Annotated in this window: 14 protein-coding genes; 4 read left to right on the forward strand and 10 right to left on the reverse strand. The window is 68.7% G+C overall.

The annotated features are described in order from the left end of the window. Positions 1–2: 2 nt before the first annotated feature. Positions 3–1,163 carry an LPS export ABC transporter permease LptF gene (gene lptF, locus MKK52_RS11680; RefSeq protein WP_243954018.1) on the reverse strand — a complete coding sequence of 387 codons (1,161 nt, stop codon included), beginning with the start codon at positions 1,161–1,163 and terminating at the stop codon, positions 3–5. A gap of 172 nt (positions 1,164–1,335) precedes the next feature. Here lptF and MKK52_RS11685 point away from each other — a divergent pair, with 172 nt between their 5' ends. From MKK52_RS11685 to msrP, 4 genes are all read left to right on the forward strand, one after another. Continuing rightward, positions 1,336–2,832 carry a leucyl aminopeptidase gene (locus tag MKK52_RS11685; protein WP_243954019.1) on the forward strand — a complete coding sequence of 499 codons (1,497 nt, stop codon included), beginning with the start codon at positions 1,336–1,338 and terminating at the stop codon, positions 2,830–2,832. A gap of 19 nt (positions 2,833–2,851) precedes the next feature. Next, entirely contained in the window at positions 2,852–3,610 is a 759-nt protein-coding gene (locus tag MKK52_RS11690) for a hypothetical protein (RefSeq protein ID WP_243954020.1), read from the forward strand. 93 nt (positions 3,611–3,703) lie between these two features. Beyond that, complete coding sequence (locus MKK52_RS11695; RefSeq protein WP_243954021.1) at positions 3,704–5,437, forward strand: AMP-binding protein; 1,734 nt, start codon at positions 3,704–3,706, stop codon at positions 5,435–5,437. 105 nt (positions 5,438–5,542) lie between these two features. Continuing rightward, positions 5,543–6,490, forward strand: a complete 948-nt coding sequence (gene msrP, locus MKK52_RS11700; protein WP_243954022.1) for a protein-methionine-sulfoxide reductase catalytic subunit MsrP — start codon at positions 5,543–5,545, stop codon at positions 6,488–6,490. A 16-nt stretch (positions 6,491–6,506) separates the two neighbouring features. Here the strand turns inward: msrP and MKK52_RS11705 are convergent, their stop codons facing one another. The 9 genes from MKK52_RS11705 to carA form a co-directional block, all read right to left on the reverse strand. Beyond that, the gene (locus MKK52_RS11705) at positions 6,507–7,514 is read right to left on the reverse strand and encodes a zinc-dependent alcohol dehydrogenase family protein (protein WP_243954113.1); all 1,008 of its coding nucleotides are present in this window, start codon (positions 7,512–7,514) and stop codon (positions 6,507–6,509) included. Between the two features lie 174 nt (positions 7,515–7,688). Further along, positions 7,689–8,579, reverse strand: coding sequence for a LysR family transcriptional regulator (locus tag MKK52_RS11710; protein WP_243954023.1), 891 nt, complete (start codon positions 8,577–8,579; stop codon positions 7,689–7,691). Positions 8,580–8,805: 226 nt separating this feature from the next. Further along, complete coding sequence (gene trxB, locus MKK52_RS11715; protein WP_243954024.1) at positions 8,806–9,783, reverse strand: thioredoxin-disulfide reductase; 978 nt, start codon at positions 9,781–9,783, stop codon at positions 8,806–8,808. Positions 9,784–9,816: 33 nt separating this feature from the next. Continuing rightward, entirely contained in the window at positions 9,817–10,788 is a 972-nt protein-coding gene (locus tag MKK52_RS11720) for a mitochondrial fission ELM1 family protein (RefSeq protein ID WP_243954025.1), read from the reverse strand. Between the two features lie 2 nt (positions 10,789–10,790). After that, entirely contained in the window at positions 10,791–11,291 is a 501-nt protein-coding gene (locus MKK52_RS11725) for a hypothetical protein (RefSeq protein WP_243954026.1), read from the reverse strand. A gap of 4 nt (positions 11,292–11,295) precedes the next feature. After that, positions 11,296–11,772 carry a transcription elongation factor GreA gene (gene greA / locus MKK52_RS11730; protein ID WP_243954114.1) on the reverse strand — a complete coding sequence of 159 codons (477 nt, stop codon included), beginning with the start codon at positions 11,770–11,772 and terminating at the stop codon, positions 11,296–11,298. Positions 11,773–11,860: 88 nt separating this feature from the next. Then, positions 11,861–15,334 (reverse strand): carbamoyl-phosphate synthase large subunit, encoded by a 3,474-nt coding sequence (gene carB / locus MKK52_RS11735; RefSeq protein ID WP_243954027.1) that lies wholly within the window; start codon positions 15,332–15,334, stop codon positions 11,861–11,863. Between the two features lie 159 nt (positions 15,335–15,493). Further along, a complete protein-coding gene (locus MKK52_RS11740) occupies positions 15,494–15,871 on the reverse strand; it encodes a hypothetical protein (RefSeq protein ID WP_243954028.1) in 378 nt (125 codons plus the stop codon). Between the two features lie 119 nt (positions 15,872–15,990). Next, positions 15,991–17,223: a glutamine-hydrolyzing carbamoyl-phosphate synthase small subunit gene (gene carA / locus MKK52_RS11745; protein WP_243954029.1), complete on the reverse strand. Its 1,233-nt coding sequence runs from the start codon at positions 17,221–17,223 to the stop codon at positions 15,991–15,993. Positions 17,224–17,296 lie beyond the last annotated feature (73 nt).

Consider the following 17,296-nt stretch of genomic DNA (forward strand, 5'->3'; position numbering starts at 1 on the left):
CGCTACTGCGCGGGGGCGAGGCGGGGAGGGCGCAGCCGCCCCCGCACGAACCGGGCCAGGCCGGCGTTGAAGGCCCGCACCCGTGGCCCCTGGAAGATCACGAGGCTCGACAGGAGGATCGCGAGGAGCGGCACGCCATAGATTGCCACCACTGCGCCGGTGCTGCGCGCGGCCGCGCTGACGGCGGCGAACCCGCCGATGCGCAGGGCCACCACCGCGACGATGGCCCCGGCGATGGCGAGCCCCCGGCCCTGGCGGGTGGTGCGCGGGTCGCCGAGGGCGGCGAAGGCGATGAAGACCAGGGCCAGCGGATAGAGCGCCGCCGAGAGCCGGTCGTGCAGCTCGGCCCGAAAGCGGCCCTTCTGCAATTGGTAATAGGCCTCGCTTCGGTCGGGGAACACGAGCTGCGCCGTCGAGCGCTCGCGCGGCTTGTAGATCGTGTCCGAGTCCGGCGGCGCGAAGGCGGCGAGGTCGATCGTGTAGCGGTCGAACTTCAGGATCGAGGAATCGCGGCTGTTCTTCTGCTGCTGCAGCACGGTGCCGTGTTCGAGGATCAGGTAGCTCTGCCCGTCGATGTCGACGGCGTTGCCCTTGTCCGCGAGGTAGACCTTGGTCTTGCCCGCCTCGCGCTTGTCCTGGATGAACAGCCCTTCGAGCACGCCCCCCGGCCCGCGCTGGCGGAAGTGGAAGGTGATGCCGTTGTCGAGCTGGGTGAACTGGCCCTCCTTCACCACGTTGGCGATGAAGTCGCCGCGCACCCGGGTGATGACGTCGCGCAGTTCCTGGAAGCTCGCGGGCATTACCACGATCACCACCACGCCGACGAGGAAGCTGACGCTGAGCGCGAGCGTCACAAAGGGCCGCAGCAGGGCCCGCGGCGGCATCCCGGCGGCCGACATCACGATCAGCTCGGAATCGCCGTTCAGCTTGTTCAGGGCGTAGATCGTCCCGATGAACAGGGCGACGGGCGCGATCACCACGACCAGCGTCGGCAGCGACAACGCGGTCACGAACAGGAAGACGAGCAGCGTCTGCCCCTTGGCCGTCACGAGGTCGAGCTCGCGCAAGGCCTGGGTGACCCAGATCGTCCCGGTCAGGCCCAGCAGGCAGGCCAGCGTGCCGCCTGCCGCGATCCGGAAGATGTAGCGTTCGACCTGCCTCATCGTCTGAGAGGCCTACTCCCTGGTTCGCTCCCCTGCCAGCGGCATGACGGGATAAGTGGGGCGATTCCAGGGCTCTCGCGCCGCGTTGCGTTCTGCGTCTCAACGGCTACACAGGTGAGATTGCGCATCGCGGCCGGCGTTTCACGGCCGAGGCGGCGGGATGGCTCCAAGCATGACGGACAAGATCGACATCGCCTTCGGGTCCCTCGGCCAGGGTGGCCAGGGCGACCTCGTGGTGTTCGTAGGCGACGACCTCGCTCTGGGAGGCCCGGCGCGGGACGCCCTCGGCGGGTCCGGCGCGGATCTCGTGGCCAAGGCGGCGGCTTCCGAGAAGTTCAAGGGCCGCTCCCTCTCGGCGCTCATGCTGCCGGCCCCGGCGGGCGTCTCCGCCGACCGGCTCGTGGTGGTCGGCATCGGCAGCGAGGCGGATCGCGGCAAGCTCGATTGGCCGGCGCTCGGCGGGTTCACCGCCGCGAAGGTGTCCGGCCGCACGGCGCGGATCGTCTTCGACCTGCCGGGCGTCGCGACGGGGCCAGAACAGGCCGCCGCCTTCGCCCTCGGGGCGCGGCTGCGCAACTACACCTTCGACCGCTACAAGACGAAGAAGAAGCCCGACGCCGAGGACAAGGCCGGCACGAGCCTGACCATCCTCGTCGCCGACCAAGCTGCCGCCACCCGCGAGGCCGAGACGGCGCGCGGCCTCGCCGACAGCGTCATCCTCGCCCGCGACCTCGTGAACGAGCCGCCGAACGTCCTCTTCCCCGAGGAATTCGCCAAGCGCGCCAGCGAATTGAGCAAGCTCGGCGTCGAGATCGAAGTCCTCGACCTCACCCGCCTGCGCGAGATCGGCATGGGCGCCCTCCTCGCCGTGGCCCAGGGCTCGGTGCGCGAGCCGCGCGTGGTCATCATGCGCTGGAACGGCGGCACCTCCGGCGAGGCGCCCGTCGCCTTCATCGGCAAGGGCGTCGTGTTCGATTCGGGCGGCGTCTCGATCAAGCCGGGCGCCGGCATGGAGGACATGAAGGGCGACATGGGCGGCGCCGCCGCCGTGGTCGGCGCGATGCACGCGCTCGCCTCCCGCAAGGCCCGGTGCAACGTCATCGGCGCCATCGGCCTCGTGGAGAACATGCCTGACGGCGGCGCCTACCGCCCGTCCGACATCCTCACCTCCCTGTCCGGCCAGACCATCGAGGTCATCAACACCGACGCCGAGGGGCGCCTCGTGCTTGCCGACGTGATCACGCACATCGTCCGCACCGCCAAGCCGAAGGCGATGATCGATCTCGCGACGCTGACGGGCGCCATCATCGTGGCGCTGGGCCAGGACATCGCCGGGATGTTCTCGAACGACGACACGCTCGCCCAGAACATCCACGCGGCGGGCGAGGCGACCGGCGAGGCCGTGTGGCGGATGCCGCTCATCCCCGCCTACGACAAGGCCATCGACTCGAAGTTCGCGGACATGAAGAACACCGGCGGGCGCCACGGCGGCGCGGCGACGGCGGCTTCCTTCATCAAGCGCTACGTCGAGGACACGCCCTGGGCGCATCTCGATATCGCGGGCGTGGCCATGTCCTCGACCTCGAACGAGATCAACAAGAGCTGGGGTGCGGGCTGGGGCGTGCGCCTGCTCGACCGGCTGATCCGCGACCATTACGAGGCGCGCTGACCGGCTGGGAGGGGCTTCCGTGGCGGGCGATGCCTTCCTCGACGTGGTCGGATCGGGTTTCGCGCCCGTCCGGTCGCCCGCCCCACGCCACGCGGCCCCGCGCCGGATCTGGGCGGGGCAGAGCCTCGTGGCCGCCGTGCCAGTCGCGGCGGCGCTCCTCGCTCTGGCCCTCGTTGCCGCAAGCGGCCTGAGCCGCCGCTCCGGCCTGCCGGAGGCGCTGGAACCCTACGCCTACGGCTACTTCCTCGACCGCTATCCGCTCTTCGCCTTCGCCCTGGTCTACGGCGCGGCGCGGATCGTCGCCGCCGCCGCTGGGCCGGGAATGGCCGGGCCGGTGCGGCGGGTCGTCTTCGCCCTGCTGGGGCTCGTGGCGCTGGGCGCGGCGGGGCTCTACCCGACCTTCGGCGGCTTGACCCTGCGGGGCGGCTACGCCACCGGCAGCATGGCCTTCCTCACCGGGCAGCCCCTCTGGCTCGCCTATGCCCTCGGTGCCGCGGTGGCGGCCTCGATGGTCGGCGGGATCGTCGGCGTCGCCGTCATCGCCGCGAGCCGTCCCCTCCGCCCGAGCTGGCGCCGGATCGGCTGGGGCGCCCTGTCGTTCGTGAGCCTGGGGTTCGGTGCCGGGGTCGTCGGCCTCGCGAAGACGTTCGGCTTCGGCCCCTGGCCGGCAAGGGCCATGACGGCGAGCGAAGCCGGGCTCGCGGCCGGGCTGCTGCTCGTGGCGATGGCACCGCACAGCCTGCTCGTCGGGTTACGCCGCCGCCGCGCTGTCGCCTGAGGCCAGCTTGCGCGCGTCTTCCGCTTCGCCCACAGTTCCGGGTGAGGGGGCGGGATTGACGGCCGCAAGAGCCGCACCTGCGGGAGAAACGCCATGAATGCCAGCGTGACCATGAACCGCGATGCGGTCGGCGCGCCGGGCGGGTCGGCCATGCGGCCGTGGCTCGCCGCCTATCCGCCGGGCATGCCGGCCGAGATCGACGTCGCCAGCCTGAAGACGCTGCCGGAGCTGTTCGCGCACAGCATCGCCACCTTCCCCGACAGGCCGGCGGCGACGTGCTTCGGCTCGGACCTGACCTATGCCGAACTCGGCCGGCAGGCGCGGGCGCTCGCCGCCTACCTTCAGGCCGATGGCGTCGCCAAGGGCGACCGGGTGGCGATCATGCTGCCGAACGTGCCGACCTACGTGGTCGCCATCGTTGCGGTGCATCTCGCCGGGGCGGTCGTCGTCAACATCAACCCGCTCTACACGAGCCGCGAGATGGCGGCGCAGGTGTCCGATTCCGGCGCCCGCGTGCTGATCGTGCTGGAGAACTTCGCCCACACCGTCGCGGGCGCCCTCGACGAGATCGATTTGCGCCGGGTGATCGTCGCCGGCCCCGGCGATGGGCTCGGGCTGAAGGGGCAGGCGATCAACCTCGCCAGCCGCCACCTGCGCAAGGCGGTGCCGGCCTTCACGCTGCCCGCTGGGATGGCCGTGCGCTACGCCGTCGCCCAGAAGACCCGGGCCACCCTGCGCCCGGTGCCCGTCGCCCCGGACGACCTCGCCTTCCTGCAATATACCGGCGGCACGACCGGCGTCGCCAAGGGGGCGATGCTCACGCACCGCAACGTCTCGGCCAATGTCGAGCAATGCGTGACGTGGTTCCAATCGACCGATACGAGCCGGCTTCGGGTCACGGTCACGGCCTTGCCGCTCTACCACATCTTTGCGCTGACGGCCTGTTTCCTGTTCGCCGTGCGAACCGGCGGCAGCTGCCTGCTGATCCCGAACCCCCGCGACTGCGACGGCTTCGTGAAGACGCTTTCGCGCACGCGCTTCACCGGGCTCGCCGGGGTGAACACCCTGTTCAACATGCTGGTGAACCACCCGAAGATCGGGACGGTGGATTTCTCCCACCTCGATTTCGTCATCGGAGGCGGCACCGCCGTGCAGAGCGCCGTCGCCGCGCAGTGGAAGGCGCTGACGGGCAAGGCGATCGTGGAGGGCTACGGCCTGTCGGAGACCTCCCCCGTCCTCTGCGCCAATCCCTACGCGCTGCAGGATTTCAGCGGCACCATCGGCTACCCGCTGCCCTCGACGGACGTCTCGATCCGCGACGGGGACGGCGAGCCGGTGCCCCCCGGCGAACGCGGCGAACTCTGCGCGCAAGGTCCGCAGGTGATGAGCGGCTACTGGAACCGGCCGGACGAGACCGACCGGGTGATGACCCAGGACGGCTATTTCCGCACGGGCGACATCGCGGTGATGGACGAGGGCGGCCAAGTCCGCATCGTGGACCGGCTCAAGGACATGATCCTCGTCTCGGGCTTCAACGTCTATCCGAACGAGGTCGAGGACGTGATGGCCTCGCACCCGGCCGTGCTCGAATGCGCCGTCGTCGGAACGCCCTACGCCGAGACCGGCGAGATGGTGGTGGCTCACGTCGTCCTGAAGGACCCGACCGTCACGAAAGATGCCCTGCGCGCCTACGCCCGCACGCAGCTCACCGGCTACAAGGTGCCGCGCACGGTGGTGCTGCACGATGCCCTGCCGAAGACCAATGTCGGCAAGGTGCTGCGGCGGGTCCTGCGCGACGAGACGCCGCCGGGACCGGACGCGACGTAACCTCGCGGGCCTCCTCGCCGAATGGTGAGGTGGGCCGGCTTGTCCGGCCCGCGTTCCGGCCCGATCTCCCGTTACGAGATCGCGGCACGAGGCAGGGAGAGAACCATGTTGATCAGGCGCCATCGCGGGTGGGAGATCCCCGAATCCCAAGCCACGCCTGAGACGATATTCCTCAACCGGCGCAGCCTGATCGGTAGCGCGGCGGGTCTGGCGGCGGGTTCGCTCATCGGCGGACGGGCCTTCGCGGCGGGCGACGCCGGTGCCTACCCGGCCCCGCGCAACGACGCCTACACGCTCGACCGCGCGGTGACGCCCGAGCGGTTCAGCGGCGACTACAACAACTTCTACGAATTCAGCATGTCCAAGACGGTCCTTCCGGCCGCCAACGCGCTGAAGACCTCGCCCTGGACGGTGAAGATCGACGGCCTCGTGGAGAAGCCGTTCGAGATCGGCGTCGATGACCTGATCAAGAAGATCGGGCTCGAAGAGCGGCTGTATCGCCACCGCTGCGTCGAGGCGTGGTCGATGGCCGTGCCGTGGACCGGCTTCCCGCTCTCGAAGCTCGTGGCCTTGGCCAAGCCGACCTCCGGCGCGAAATACGTGCGCTTCGAGACCTTCATGGACAAGTCGGTCGCGCCGGGCCAGCGGGTCTTCTACTACCCCTGGCCCTATATCGAGGGCCTGACCATGGCCGAGGCCGGCAACGACCTGCCCTTCGTCGTCACCGGCATCTACGGCAAGCCCCTGCCGAACCAGTTCGGCGCACCAATCCGCATCGCGGTGCCGTGGAAGTACGGCTTCAAGTCCGCGAAATCGATCGTGAAGATGTCCTTCACCGCCGACCGGCCCAAGACCTTCTGGGAGGGGCTGCAGGCCTCGGAATATGGCTTCTGGGCCAACGTGAACCCGGCCGTGCCGCATCCCCGGTGGAGCCAGGCAAGCGAGCGGGTGCTCGGCACCGACCAGCGCGTCCCCACGCTGATCTACAACGGCTACGGCGAGCAGGTGGCGGGGCTCTACAAGGGCATGGAGGGCGAGCGGCTGTTCGTCTAGCCGCCCGCCTCCGGGCTCACATCTCCAGGCAGATTTTCCCGAAGTGGCGGTTGCTCTCCTGGTGCTTGAACGCCTCGACTAGGGCGTCGAGGGGGTAGCGGCTGTCGATGACCGGCCTCATGCCGTTGGCATCGATGGCCCTCACCATATCCTGCTGCTGCCGGCGGCTGCCGACGAGCACGCCCTGGAGGCGCAATTGCCGGATCAGGGCGGGCACAACCTGCAACGAGCCGGCGACGCCGGTGAGGATGCCGATCACCGAGATGTGGCCGCCCGTCCGGGTGGCCTCCATCGATTGCTCCAGGGTGCCGGGGCCGCCCACTTCGATGACGTGGTCGACGCCCCGGCCGCCGGTGATCTTCCGCGCGGTCTCGCCCCAGGCGGCGTCCTGCTTGTAATTGATGAGGTGGTCGGCCCCGAGCGCCTGGAGCCGCGAGAGCTTCTCGTCCGATGAGGAGGTCGCGATCACCGTCGCCCCGGCCATCTTGGCGAATTGCAGGGCGAAGACCGACACGCCCCCCGACCCCTGCACCAGCACCGTGTCCCCCGCCTTCACCCTCCCGTCGTCGTGGAGCGCCCGCCACGCGGTCAGGCCGGCGGTGGTGAGCGTCGCCGCCTCGGCATGGTCCCAGCCGGCCGGGGCATGGGTGAAGGCCGTCGCCGGGGCGGTGATCGCCTCGCGGGCATAGCCGTCGACCCCGTCGCCCGGAACGGTCGCGAAGCCGACGACCTCGGGCCGCCCATCCAGCCAGGTCGGGAAGAAGGTGCTGACCACATGGTCGCCGAGGGCGAAGTCCGCGACGCCCGGCCCGACCGCCGTGACCTCGCCCGCCCCGTCGGACATCGGGATGCGCTCCTCCGGCGGGCCCCACATGCCGCTGACCACGGCGAAGTCGTGGTAGTTCAGCGAACTCGCCCGCAGCCGCACCGTGACCTCGCCGAAGCCGGGCTCCGGCACCGGGCGCTCCGTCACGCTCACCCGCTCGAACCCGCCGCCGGCCCCGACGACGAGCGCCTTCGTCATCTCACCCATACTCACCTCCCGGTTGCATCCGCGACCGGGACATAGCGCAGCCTCCCCGCCAGGGGATGCCGGCGGGACCGCCAATCGAAGAGGGCTCGGCAACGCCAAGTTGCGATTGGTATGGTTAACCAACCGAGGGTTGCAGCTTCCGCAAAATTCCCCGCGGTTTTGCGTTCAATAGGTCCAGCGTTGGGCTTTCTGGACGAGGAAGTCGCGGAACGCCTGCACCCTGGCCACGGAGCGCATCTCCTCGGCATAGACGAGGTAGCTCTCCAGCGTCGGCATGTCGGTTTCCCGCAGCACCTGCACGAGGTTGTCGTCCCCATCGACGGCGTAGTCGGGCAGGATGCCGATGCCGGCACCGGCCTCCATCGCCCGCTGCAGGGCGCCGATGTTGTTCACCGTCAGGTGGACCGGCCGCCGCTCACGCCCGTCGCGCCCGGCATCGGCCAGCCAATGCGCCGCCAGCAGGTAGGACGGCTCGTTGCCGCCGAAGGAGACGATGCGGTGCTCGTCGAGCTCCTGCACGGTCTTCGGCTCACCGAACCGCTTGACGTAATCCTGGCTCGCGAAGGCGTGGTAATGCACCGTGAACAGCCGCCGCTGGATTAGGTCCGGCTGGGCGGGACGGCGCATGCGGATCGCCACGTCGGCCTCGCGCATCGCGAGGTCCAACTCCTCGTTGGTGAGGATCATCTCGATCCGTACATCCGGGTAGAGGTCGAGGAATTCGCCCACCCGCTGGGACAGCCACGACACGCCGAGGCCGACCGTCGTGGTCACCTTGAGATCGCCGGTCGGGCGCTCCGATGTCTCGACGAGGCGCGCCCGGGTGTTCTCCAGGCGCAGCTTCATGTCCTTGGCGGCGCGGAACAGCAGATCGCCCTGCTCGGTGAGGATCAGCCCGCGGGCATGCCGGTGGAACAGCGGCGCCTTCAGCTCCCGCTCGAGGGCGCTGATCTGGCGGCTCACCGCCGATTGGCTCAGCCCGATATCGTCCCCGGCCTTCGTGAAGCTGCCCGCCTCGGCGACGTTCAGGAAGATACGAATCTTGTCCCAGTCCAACGCGAGAACTCCCGGTCGTGCTGCGCCGCGGAGCCCGATGACCCGCTTCGGCTGGGCGGAAGCTGCCTCCATGCCCTCGACCGACAACGCCGCTGGGCCGACATCAACGCCACCGTGCCATGCGATATACGCATTCCTGCGCGGAGAACAGACCTATGCGTTCGGCGCGGGCCTCCGAGACCCGACGACCGGTGCATAATCCCGGGAAAAGCGGGGATGGCGTCGATTATTCCGCCGCCGCGCGGGCCGGGCTCTCCCCGATCTCGAGATTGGCGAGGTACTTCTCGGCCTCCAGCGCCGCCATGCAGCCCATGCCGGCGGCGGTGATCGCCTGACGGTATACGTCGTCGGTGACGTCGCCCGCCGCGAACACGCCGGGAATCTCGGTCTCGGCGGTGCCCGGCTTCACGGTGAGGTAGCCGCCATCCCGCAGGGGCAGTTGGCCGTCGAAGATCGCCGTGGCGGGCTGGTGGCCGATGGCCACGAACACACCATCGGTCTTCACCTCGCTGATGTCGCCGTTGCGCGTGTCCTTCAGGCGGACGTGGGTGACGCTCGGCGCGGGCTTCTCGACGCCGCAAATCTCATCGATCTGCTTGTGCCAGAGCACCTCAACGTTCGGGTGCTTGAACAGGCGCTCCTGCAAGATGCGCTCGGCGCGGAACTGGTCGCGACGGTGTACGACCGTGACCTTCTTGGCGATGTTGGCGAGATACAGCGCTTCCTCGACGGCGGTGTTGCCGCCACCGACCACCACGACCTCGCGGCCCCGGAAGAAGAAGCCGTCACAGGTGGCGCAGGCGGAGACGCCGCCGCCCTGGAACTTCGCCTCGGAGGGCAGCCCGAGCCACTTGGCCTGGGCGCCGGTCGCGACGATGAGCGCGTCGCAGGAATAGGTCTCGCCGGAATCGGCTTCCAGCCGGAACGGCCGGGTCTTGAGATCGACCTTGGTGATGTATTCGGAAAGGATCTCGGTGCCGACATGCTCGGCCTGGGCGCGCATCTGCTCCATCAGCCACGGGCCCTGGATCGCCTCCGCGAAGCCGGGATAATTCTCGACATCGGTGGTGATCATCAGCTGTCCACCGGGCTGGAAGCCGGAGATCAACAGCGGCTTCACCATGGCGCGGGCAGCGTAGATCGCGGCGGTGTATCCGGCCGGGCCGGAGCCGACGATGATGAGCTTTGTGTGCGTGTGGGCCATCAGTTTCGAACTCTTCGTCTTGCCGCAGGGGCGTCAATCTCGGCCACGGCGACGCGCAATATAGGCATCCGCGAGCGCCTGCGCGATCACCGGCGTCGCGTCGATGGGGGTATACCGCAGATCCGTGAGTCGTCCGTCAAAGTGCACGAGCGCGCCGGCACGCGCCAATGCCGCATACATCGCCCGGTGGCGGGGCGGCGTCCCCTCGATCTCGCAGAGCAGGACCGGCGCGCCCGTCGCCACGGCCTCGCTGACCATGTTTACCGAATCGGAGGTGACGACGATCGCCTCGGCCAGCGCCAGCATGGCGAGGTACGGGTTCTCGCCGGTCCCGTCCCAGAAGTATCCGCCGGTCTCGGCCGCGAGGCGGCGAGCCGGTTCGCGTAGCCGCTCGGGTGTGCGGCGCGAGGCTGTGACCATTAGCGAACAACTCATCGTCGTGAGCTGGCGCAGTTGAGCGAGCAGCCGCGCGATCACATCTTCCGAGAACCGGAGGTGTCGGCTGTCTCCGCCGAGCAGCACCGCGACGCGCTGTCCCGCGAGGGGCGCTAGGCGCGGATCGGGCGCCGCTCGTGCTGCGTCCAGCCTCGCTGCGGAAACGCGGTGCGGGGAGGTGATCGTGCAGAGCGCGTTGGAGCCGCGCAGCGAATCGTGCTCCGGCACCCAGATGAAGTCGGCGGTACCGGCGCCCGTGCGAGGGTCCTTGAGGAAGGCCGTGAAGCCGACGCCGAGCCGCCGGCAGGCGCGCAGGTACGGCACCGCCCGACGCCCGGAGGCGATGACCAAATCGGGGAGGGGACCGTGCAGGGCGCCGCCGGGCCGGCGCGGTCCCTGTCGCGGATCGGTGGGCCCCCAGGGCGCAAACCACCCGAACGGGCCTGATGCCGGGATCCGGCGCAGTTCCGCATCGAGGCCCAGGCACTCAGCGAGGCCGAGGCACTGATTCTCGTCGCCGGCCTTGCCGTCCGTGACGATCCAGGCGCGCAGGCCGGCGAGGCCGGGCATTGCTAGTCCCGCGGCAGGTCGCGGGCGAGCCACTGGGCGTAGATGTCGGCGATCACCGCAACGCGCCGACGCTCGTTGGCGGGGTCGTACCACGCTCCGCCATAGCTCGACGGTGTCGCAGTCAATTGGTGGTGCCGGCCCAACACCTCACCCCGGCGCCCGACCAGGAGAGCGTCGCCCTCCAGATAGTCGTTCTGCGTCCCGCCGAGGCCGAGCCGTCCGCCGCCATTGCCGACATAGTCGCGCAGCGACAGGCCGGTGAGCACGACGACGAGGCTGGGTCCGCGCCCGCCGATACGATCCGCAAGGTTCTTCCGCAGGGCCGCCGTCAGGTCGGCCGCCATCGCCTCGGCCGGCAATCCACCGCTCTTGGCGAGCAGTGGCCGCGCATCGACACGCACGTCGGAGAAGAGCGGCGTCGGCGGGAAATCACCTGCCAACGCCGAACCACAAAGGGCAGCGAGGGCCGCGAGACCGGCGGCCAGCCGAAAGCGACGCGCCATCGGCTCAGCCGCCAAACCGGATCTCGACCACTTCGTAGGACTTGCCGCCGCCCGGCGTCGTCACTTCGACGGTGTCGCCCACGGCCTTGCCGATCAGCGCGCGGGCGATGGGCGAACCGATGGACACGCGGCCGGAGCGCACATCCGCTTCAGGCTCGCCGACGATCTGGTAGGTCTTCTCTTCCTCCGTGTCCTCGTCCACGAGTTTCACGGTGGCGCCGAAGATGATCTTGGAGCCGGACAGCTTGGCGACGTCGATTACCTCGGCACGGGCGATCATGCTCTCGAGTTCCATCACCCGGCCCTCGTTATGGGACTGGGCTTCCTTGGCAGCGTGATACTCGGCGTTCTCGGACAGGTCGCCCAGGGCGCGCGCTTCCGCAATCGCCTGGATGATCCGCTGCCGCTCGACCTGCTGGCGATGCTTCAGCTCTTCTTCCAGGGCTGCATAGCCGCGGGTCGTGATCGGAACCTTGTCTATGCTCATTGTCTCGCGCCGTAATGAAGAAGCCCGGCCGGGAGCGGGTCACTCCCTCCGGGCCCTGATAGTGTTACCGGGGCCTGCAACTTCAGGCCGCGAAATATTCCTGCAACGCGCGTACCTTGAGATCGCCTTCGAGATAGGCCTTGATCCCCTCGGCCGCCGCCATCGCGCCGGCTAGAGTGGTGTAGTACGGCACCTTATGCAAGAGGGCCGCGCGGCGGAGCGAGCGCGAGTCCGACAGGGCGCCGGCCCCCTCCGTGGTGTTGAACACCAGCTGGATGTCGCCGTTCTTGATGGCGTCGACCACGTGCGGCCGCCCCTCCAGAACCTTGTTGATGCGCTCGGACTTGAGGCCCTGCTCCACGAGGTAGCGCTGCGTCCCGCCGGTGGCGAGGATGGTGAAGCCGAGATCGGCCAGGAGCTTCATGGCGGGCAGGATGCGTGCCTTGTCGTCGTCCCGCACCGACACGAACACCGCGCCCGAACGCGGCACCTGATTGCCCGCGCCGAGCTGGCTCTTGGCAAAGGCGACTCCGAAGCCGGCATCGAGGCCGATGACCTCGCCGGTCGAGCGCATTTCCGGCCCGAGCAGCACATCGACGCCGGGGAACCGCGCGAAGGGGAACACCGCCTCCTTCACCGCGATATGCGGCAGGGTCTTCTTCACGAGGCCGAAGGTCGACAGCTTCTCCCCCGCCATGACACGGGCGGCGATCTTGGCGATCGGTTCGCCGATCACCTTCGCCACGAAGGGTACCGTCCGCGAGGCGCGGGGGTTCACTTCGAGCACGTAGATCATGCCGTCCTTGATGGCATACTGCACGTTCATCAGGCCGCCGACCTTGAGGGCCAGCGCCATGGAGGTGGTCTGCCGCTCCAGCTCGGCGATGGTTTCGGTTGAGAGCGAGCGCGGCGGCAGCGAGCAGGCCGAGTCGCCCGAGTGGATGCCCGCCTCCTCGATGTGCTCCATGATGCCGGCGATGAACACGGTCTCGCCGTCGCAGACCGCGTCAACGTCCACCTCGACCGCGTCCGACAGGTAGCGGTCGAACAGGAGTGGGTTCTTACCGAGCACCGTGTTGATCTGCCCCGTCTTGTCGTTGGGGTAGCGCGCCTTGACGTCGGACGGGATCAGGCTCGGCAGGGTGTCGAGGAGGTAATCGGCGAACTGCGCCTCATCGCGGATGATCGCCATGGCCCGGCCGCCGAGCACGTAAGACGGGCGCACGACGAAGGGCAGGCCGAGATCGGCCGCCACCAGCCGGCTCTGCTCGACGGAATAGGCGATCCCGTTCTTCGGCTGCTTCATCGCCAGCTTGTCGAGCAGGCGCTTGAACTGGTCGCGGTCCTCGGCAAGGTCGATGGCGTCCGGCGAGGTGCCGAGGATCGGAATGCCGGCGGCTTCGAGGGCGCGGGCGAGCTTCAGGGGCGTCTGCCCGCCGAACTGCACGATGACGCCGTGCAGCGTGCCCGCCTGCTTCTCTGTTTCGAGGATTTCGAGCACGTCCTCGGCGGTCAGGGGCTCGAAATAGAGGCGGTCCGAGGTGTCGTAGTCGGTCGAAACCGTCTCCGGATTGCAGTTGACCATGATGGTCTCGTAGCCCGCATCACTGAGCGCGAAGCAGGCGTGACAGCAGCAATAGTCGAACTCAATGCCCTGGCCGATCCGGTTCGGGCCGCCGCCGAGGATGACGACCTTCTTGGCGTCGGTCGGCGCGGCCTCGTCCACCACGGTGCCCGCGAAGGGCGCCACGTAGGTCGAGTACATGTAGGCGGTGGGCGACTTGAACTCCGCCGCACAGGTGTCGATGCGCTTGAACACCGGGCGCACGGCGAGCGCACGGCGCTTCTCGCGCACCTCGCTCTCTTCCATCTTGGCGAGAACGGCGAGGCGGGCATCGGAGAAACCCGCCGCCTTGAGCTGCCGGAAGGCGCCCGGCGTGGTCGGCAGGCCGTGGGCCTTCACGCGCTGCTCAAGGTCCACGATGGCCTGAAGCTGCTCCAGGAACCACGGGTCGATCTTGCAGGAGGCATGGACCTCCTCATGGCTCACGCCGAGGCGCAGGGCCTGCGCAACCTGAAGCAGGCGGTCGGGCGTCGGGGTGCCGAGCGCCGCCTTGATGGCGTTGCGGTCATCGCCCTTGCCGAGGCCCTCGATCTCGATCTCGTCGAGGCCGGTCAGCCCGGTCTCCAGCGACCGCAGGGCCTTCTGGAGGGATTCCGCGAAGCAGCGGCCGATGGCCATCGCCTCGCCCACCGACTTCATGGCGGTGGTCAGCGTCGGCTCGGCGCCGGGGAACTTCTCGAAGGCGAAGCGCGGGATCTTCGTGACGACGTAATCGATGGTTGGCTCGAAGGAGGCCGGGGTCGCACCGCCCGTGATGTCGTTGGCGATCTCGTCCAGTGTGTAACCCACGGCGAGCTTGGCCGCGACCTTCGCGATGGGGAAGCCGGTCGCCTTCGAGGCGAGCGCCGAGGAGCGCGACACGCGCGGGTTCATCTCGATCACGATCATCCGCCCGTTCTCGGGATTGATCGCGAACTGCACGTTCGAGCCGCCGGTCTCGACGCCGATCTCGCGGAGCACCGCCAGCGATGCGTCGCGCATCACCTGATACTCTTTGTCGGTGAGCGTCAGGGCCGGGGCGACGGTAATCGAATCGCCCGTATGGACGCCCATCGGGTCGATGTTTTCGATGGAGCAGACGATGATGCAGTTGTCGTTCCTGTCGCGGACGACCTCCATCTCGTACTCTTTCCAGCCGAGCACGCTCTCCTCGATCAGCACCTCGTTGGTGGGCGAGGCGTCGATGCCGCGCTCCACGATGTCGAGAAATTCCTCGCGGTTGTAGGCGATGCCGCCTCCGGTGCCGCCCATGGTGAAGGACGGGCGGATGATCGCGGGCAGCCCGACTTCGGCCAGCGCGATCAGCGCCTGCCCGAGGGCATGCTCGCCGTAGCGCTTGCGCCGTTCGGACTCGCCCGCGTGCCACTTCTTCTCGAAGGCGGCGAGGGCGTCGGCGCGGGCCTGCTCGTCGGTGTGGGCGGCCTCGATACGGGCGATCTCGGCCTGATACTTCGCCCGGTCGGCCTTCTTGACCGCCGAGGCGTTAGCCAGCGCCGATTTCGGCGTGTCGAGGCCGATCTTGGTCATCGCGTCGCGGAACAGCGAGCGGTCCTCGGCCTTGTCGATGGCCTCGGCGGTGGCGCCGATCATCTGCACGCCGTACTTGGCGAGCACGCCCATCTTCTGGAGCGACAGGGCGCAGTTCAGCGCCGTCTGGCCGCCCATGGTCGGCAGGATCGCGTCGGGGCGCTCCTTCTCGATGATCTTGGCGACGATCTCCGGTGTGATCGGCTCGACATAGGTCGCGTCGGCCATGTCCGGATCGGTCATGATCGTGGCGGGGTTCGAGTTCACGAGCACGATGCGGTAGCCCTCCTCGCGGAGGGCCTTGCACGCCTGGGTGCCGGAATAGTCGAACTCGCAGGCCTGTCCGATGATGATCGGCCCCGCCCCGACGATCAGGATCGAAGAGATATCGGTGCGTTTGGGCATCGGACGCCTTGATACAGGCACGCGCGCCCCGTCGTCGGGCATAACCCCACGACCGGACGCACGGCGGGATTGTCGTTGAGCCCTGCGTTTACACGGGGCTTCGCACCGGAGACAAGGGTGCGCGACCGCTCAACGCAAGGAGGATGCCGGCCTATCCACTCAGACGGCGGCGAAAAGCGCCGCGATGGCGCGATCGATGGCGAGATAGAACACACCGAAGGCCACGACGGCGGCGGCGGCGAACTCCACGGCCACGTTCGGCAGGGTCTGTGCCCGGCGCAGGCTCTCGCGCCCGGCCACAATGGAGACCCAGGCAAGCGCCAGCACGGCCGGCATGGCGAAAATGTAGGAGAAAGTGCTCTCGACTCTATCGAGGCCGGCCACGGGGTCGATCAGCGCGCGGATGTTGCGCACCCACGGCGCGTAGGCCGCCGCGTAGAGGGCGGTGAGCCAAGCCAGGCCCGTCGCCACCCCGAGGTGGAAGCTGAAGGCACGGTGCAGACGCGAGAAGTCGTCGCTTGCCTGTCTGGCAATCATTGGGATCATCCCCCGCCGCGGCCGGCGCGATCGCGATGGCGTCGCCGTCTCAAGCCGTTGGCGGGGGATAAGCCTTCCGAATTCGGGGTTTTTGTGACCCCGATGGGGCAGTCTCGGGATCAGGCCTGCGGGGCCGATTCCGGTTTGCCCGAGCGCATCAGCGCCACGAACCGCTCGAACAGATAGTGGCTGTCGCGCGGGCCGGGCGAGGCCTCCGGGTGGTGCTGCACCGAGAAGGCCGGGCGGTCGGTGAGCGACAGGCCGCAATTCGAGCCGTCGAACAGCGAGACATGGGTCTCGACCGCCGAGGCCGGCAGGCTGGCCGGGTCCACCGCGAAACCGTGGTTCATGGACACGATCTCGACCTTGCCGGTCGTCTTGTCCTTCACCGGATGGTTCGCGCCGTGATGGCCCTGGCCCATCTTCACGGTGCGGCCGCCGAGCGCCAGACCCATGAGCTGATGCCCGAGGCAGATGCCGAAGGTCGGCACCTTCTCATCAAGCAGCTTGCGGATCACCGGAACGGCGTACTCGCCGGTCGCGGCCGGGTCGCCGGGGCCGTTCGAGAGGAACACGCCGTCCGGCTTCATGGCCAGGATCTCCTCGGCCTTGGTGGTGGCCGGCACGACGGTGACGTCGCATCCCGCTTCCGCCAGCAGCCGCAGGATGTTGCGCTTCACGCCGTAATCGATGGCCACGACCTTGAGGCCCGTGCCCGGCGCCCGCTTGCCATAACCGTTGCCGAGCGCCCAGACGGTCTCCGACCATTCGGAGGTCTCACGGCTCGTGACCGGCGGTACGAGGTCCAGCCCCTCCATCGGGGCGAGGGCGGCGGCGCGCGCCTTGAGGGCCTCGCGGTCGAACTGTCCGTTGGGGTCGTTCGCGATGACGGCGTTCGGCATGCCCTTGTCGCGGATGAGCGCGGTGAGCGCCCGGGTGTCGACTCCGGTGATGCCGACGATGCCGCGCGCCCGCAGCCAGCCGTCGAGATGCGACGACGAGCGCCAGCTCGAGGGCTTCGTCACGGCCGAGGCGATCACGGCGCCGCGCACGCCGGAGGCCGGCGCCGCATCGAGGCTTTCGAGATCCTCGTCGTTGGTGCCGACATTGCCGATATGCGGGAAGGTGAAGGTCACGATCTGCCCGGCATAGGACGGGTCGGTCAGGATCTCCTGATAGCCCGTCATGGCGGTGTTGAAGCAGACCTCACCATCGGCCACGCCGGTCTGGCCGATGCCGAATCCTTCGAGGATCGTGCCGTCAGCCAGCACCAGAAGAGCGGTGGCGACGGGCTCGGACCAGGGCGCGGGCTCGGCCGTGGGGTGCGCGGACGCGCCGTCGTCTTGCAGCATCGGGACCTTCTCGCTTATCTCGTCGGCATCCGGCGCCTTGCGGCGCGCGCGGAACCCTCCGGCGCGTCTTAAA

This window comes from Methylobacterium sp. J-067 (genome assembly GCF_022829465.1).
In the GTDB taxonomy this organism is placed as follows: domain Bacteria; phylum Pseudomonadota; class Alphaproteobacteria; order Rhizobiales; family Beijerinckiaceae; genus Methylobacterium; species Methylobacterium litchii.

Excerpts from the sequence above, each read along its gene's own strand:
- MKK52_RS11685 (WP_243954019.1), top strand. The coding sequence starts at position 1,336 with ATGACGGACAAGATCGACATCGCCTTCGGGTCCCTCGGCCAGGGTGGC.
- msrP (WP_243954022.1), top strand. The coding sequence starts at position 5,543 with ATGTTGATCAGGCGCCATCGCGGGTGGGAGATCCCCGAATCCCAAGCC.
- MKK52_RS11705 (WP_243954113.1), bottom strand. The coding sequence starts at position 7,514 with ATGACGAAGGCGCTCGTCGTCGGGGCCGGCGGCGGGTTCGAGCGGGTG.
- carA (WP_243954029.1), bottom strand. The coding sequence starts at position 17,223 with ATGCTGCAAGACGACGGCGCGTCCGCGCACCCCACGGCCGAGCCCGCG.
- carB (WP_243954027.1), bottom strand. The coding sequence starts at position 15,334 with ATGCCCAAACGCACCGATATCTCTTCGATCCTGATCGTCGGGGCGGGG.
- lptF (WP_243954018.1), bottom strand. The coding sequence starts at position 1,163 with ATGAGGCAGGTCGAACGCTACATCTTCCGGATCGCGGCAGGCGGCACG.
- MKK52_RS11695 (WP_243954021.1), top strand. The coding sequence starts at position 3,704 with ATGAATGCCAGCGTGACCATGAACCGCGATGCGGTCGGCGCGCCGGGC.
- trxB (WP_243954024.1), bottom strand. The coding sequence starts at position 9,783 with ATGGCCCACACGCACACAAAGCTCATCATCGTCGGCTCCGGCCCGGCC.
- MKK52_RS11725 (WP_243954026.1), bottom strand. The coding sequence starts at position 11,291 with ATGGCGCGTCGCTTTCGGCTGGCCGCCGGTCTCGCGGCCCTCGCTGCC.
- MKK52_RS11740 (WP_243954028.1), bottom strand. The coding sequence starts at position 15,871 with ATGATTGCCAGACAGGCAAGCGACGACTTCTCGCGTCTGCACCGTGCC.
- MKK52_RS11720 (WP_243954025.1), bottom strand. The coding sequence starts at position 10,788 with ATGCCCGGCCTCGCCGGCCTGCGCGCCTGGATCGTCACGGACGGCAAG.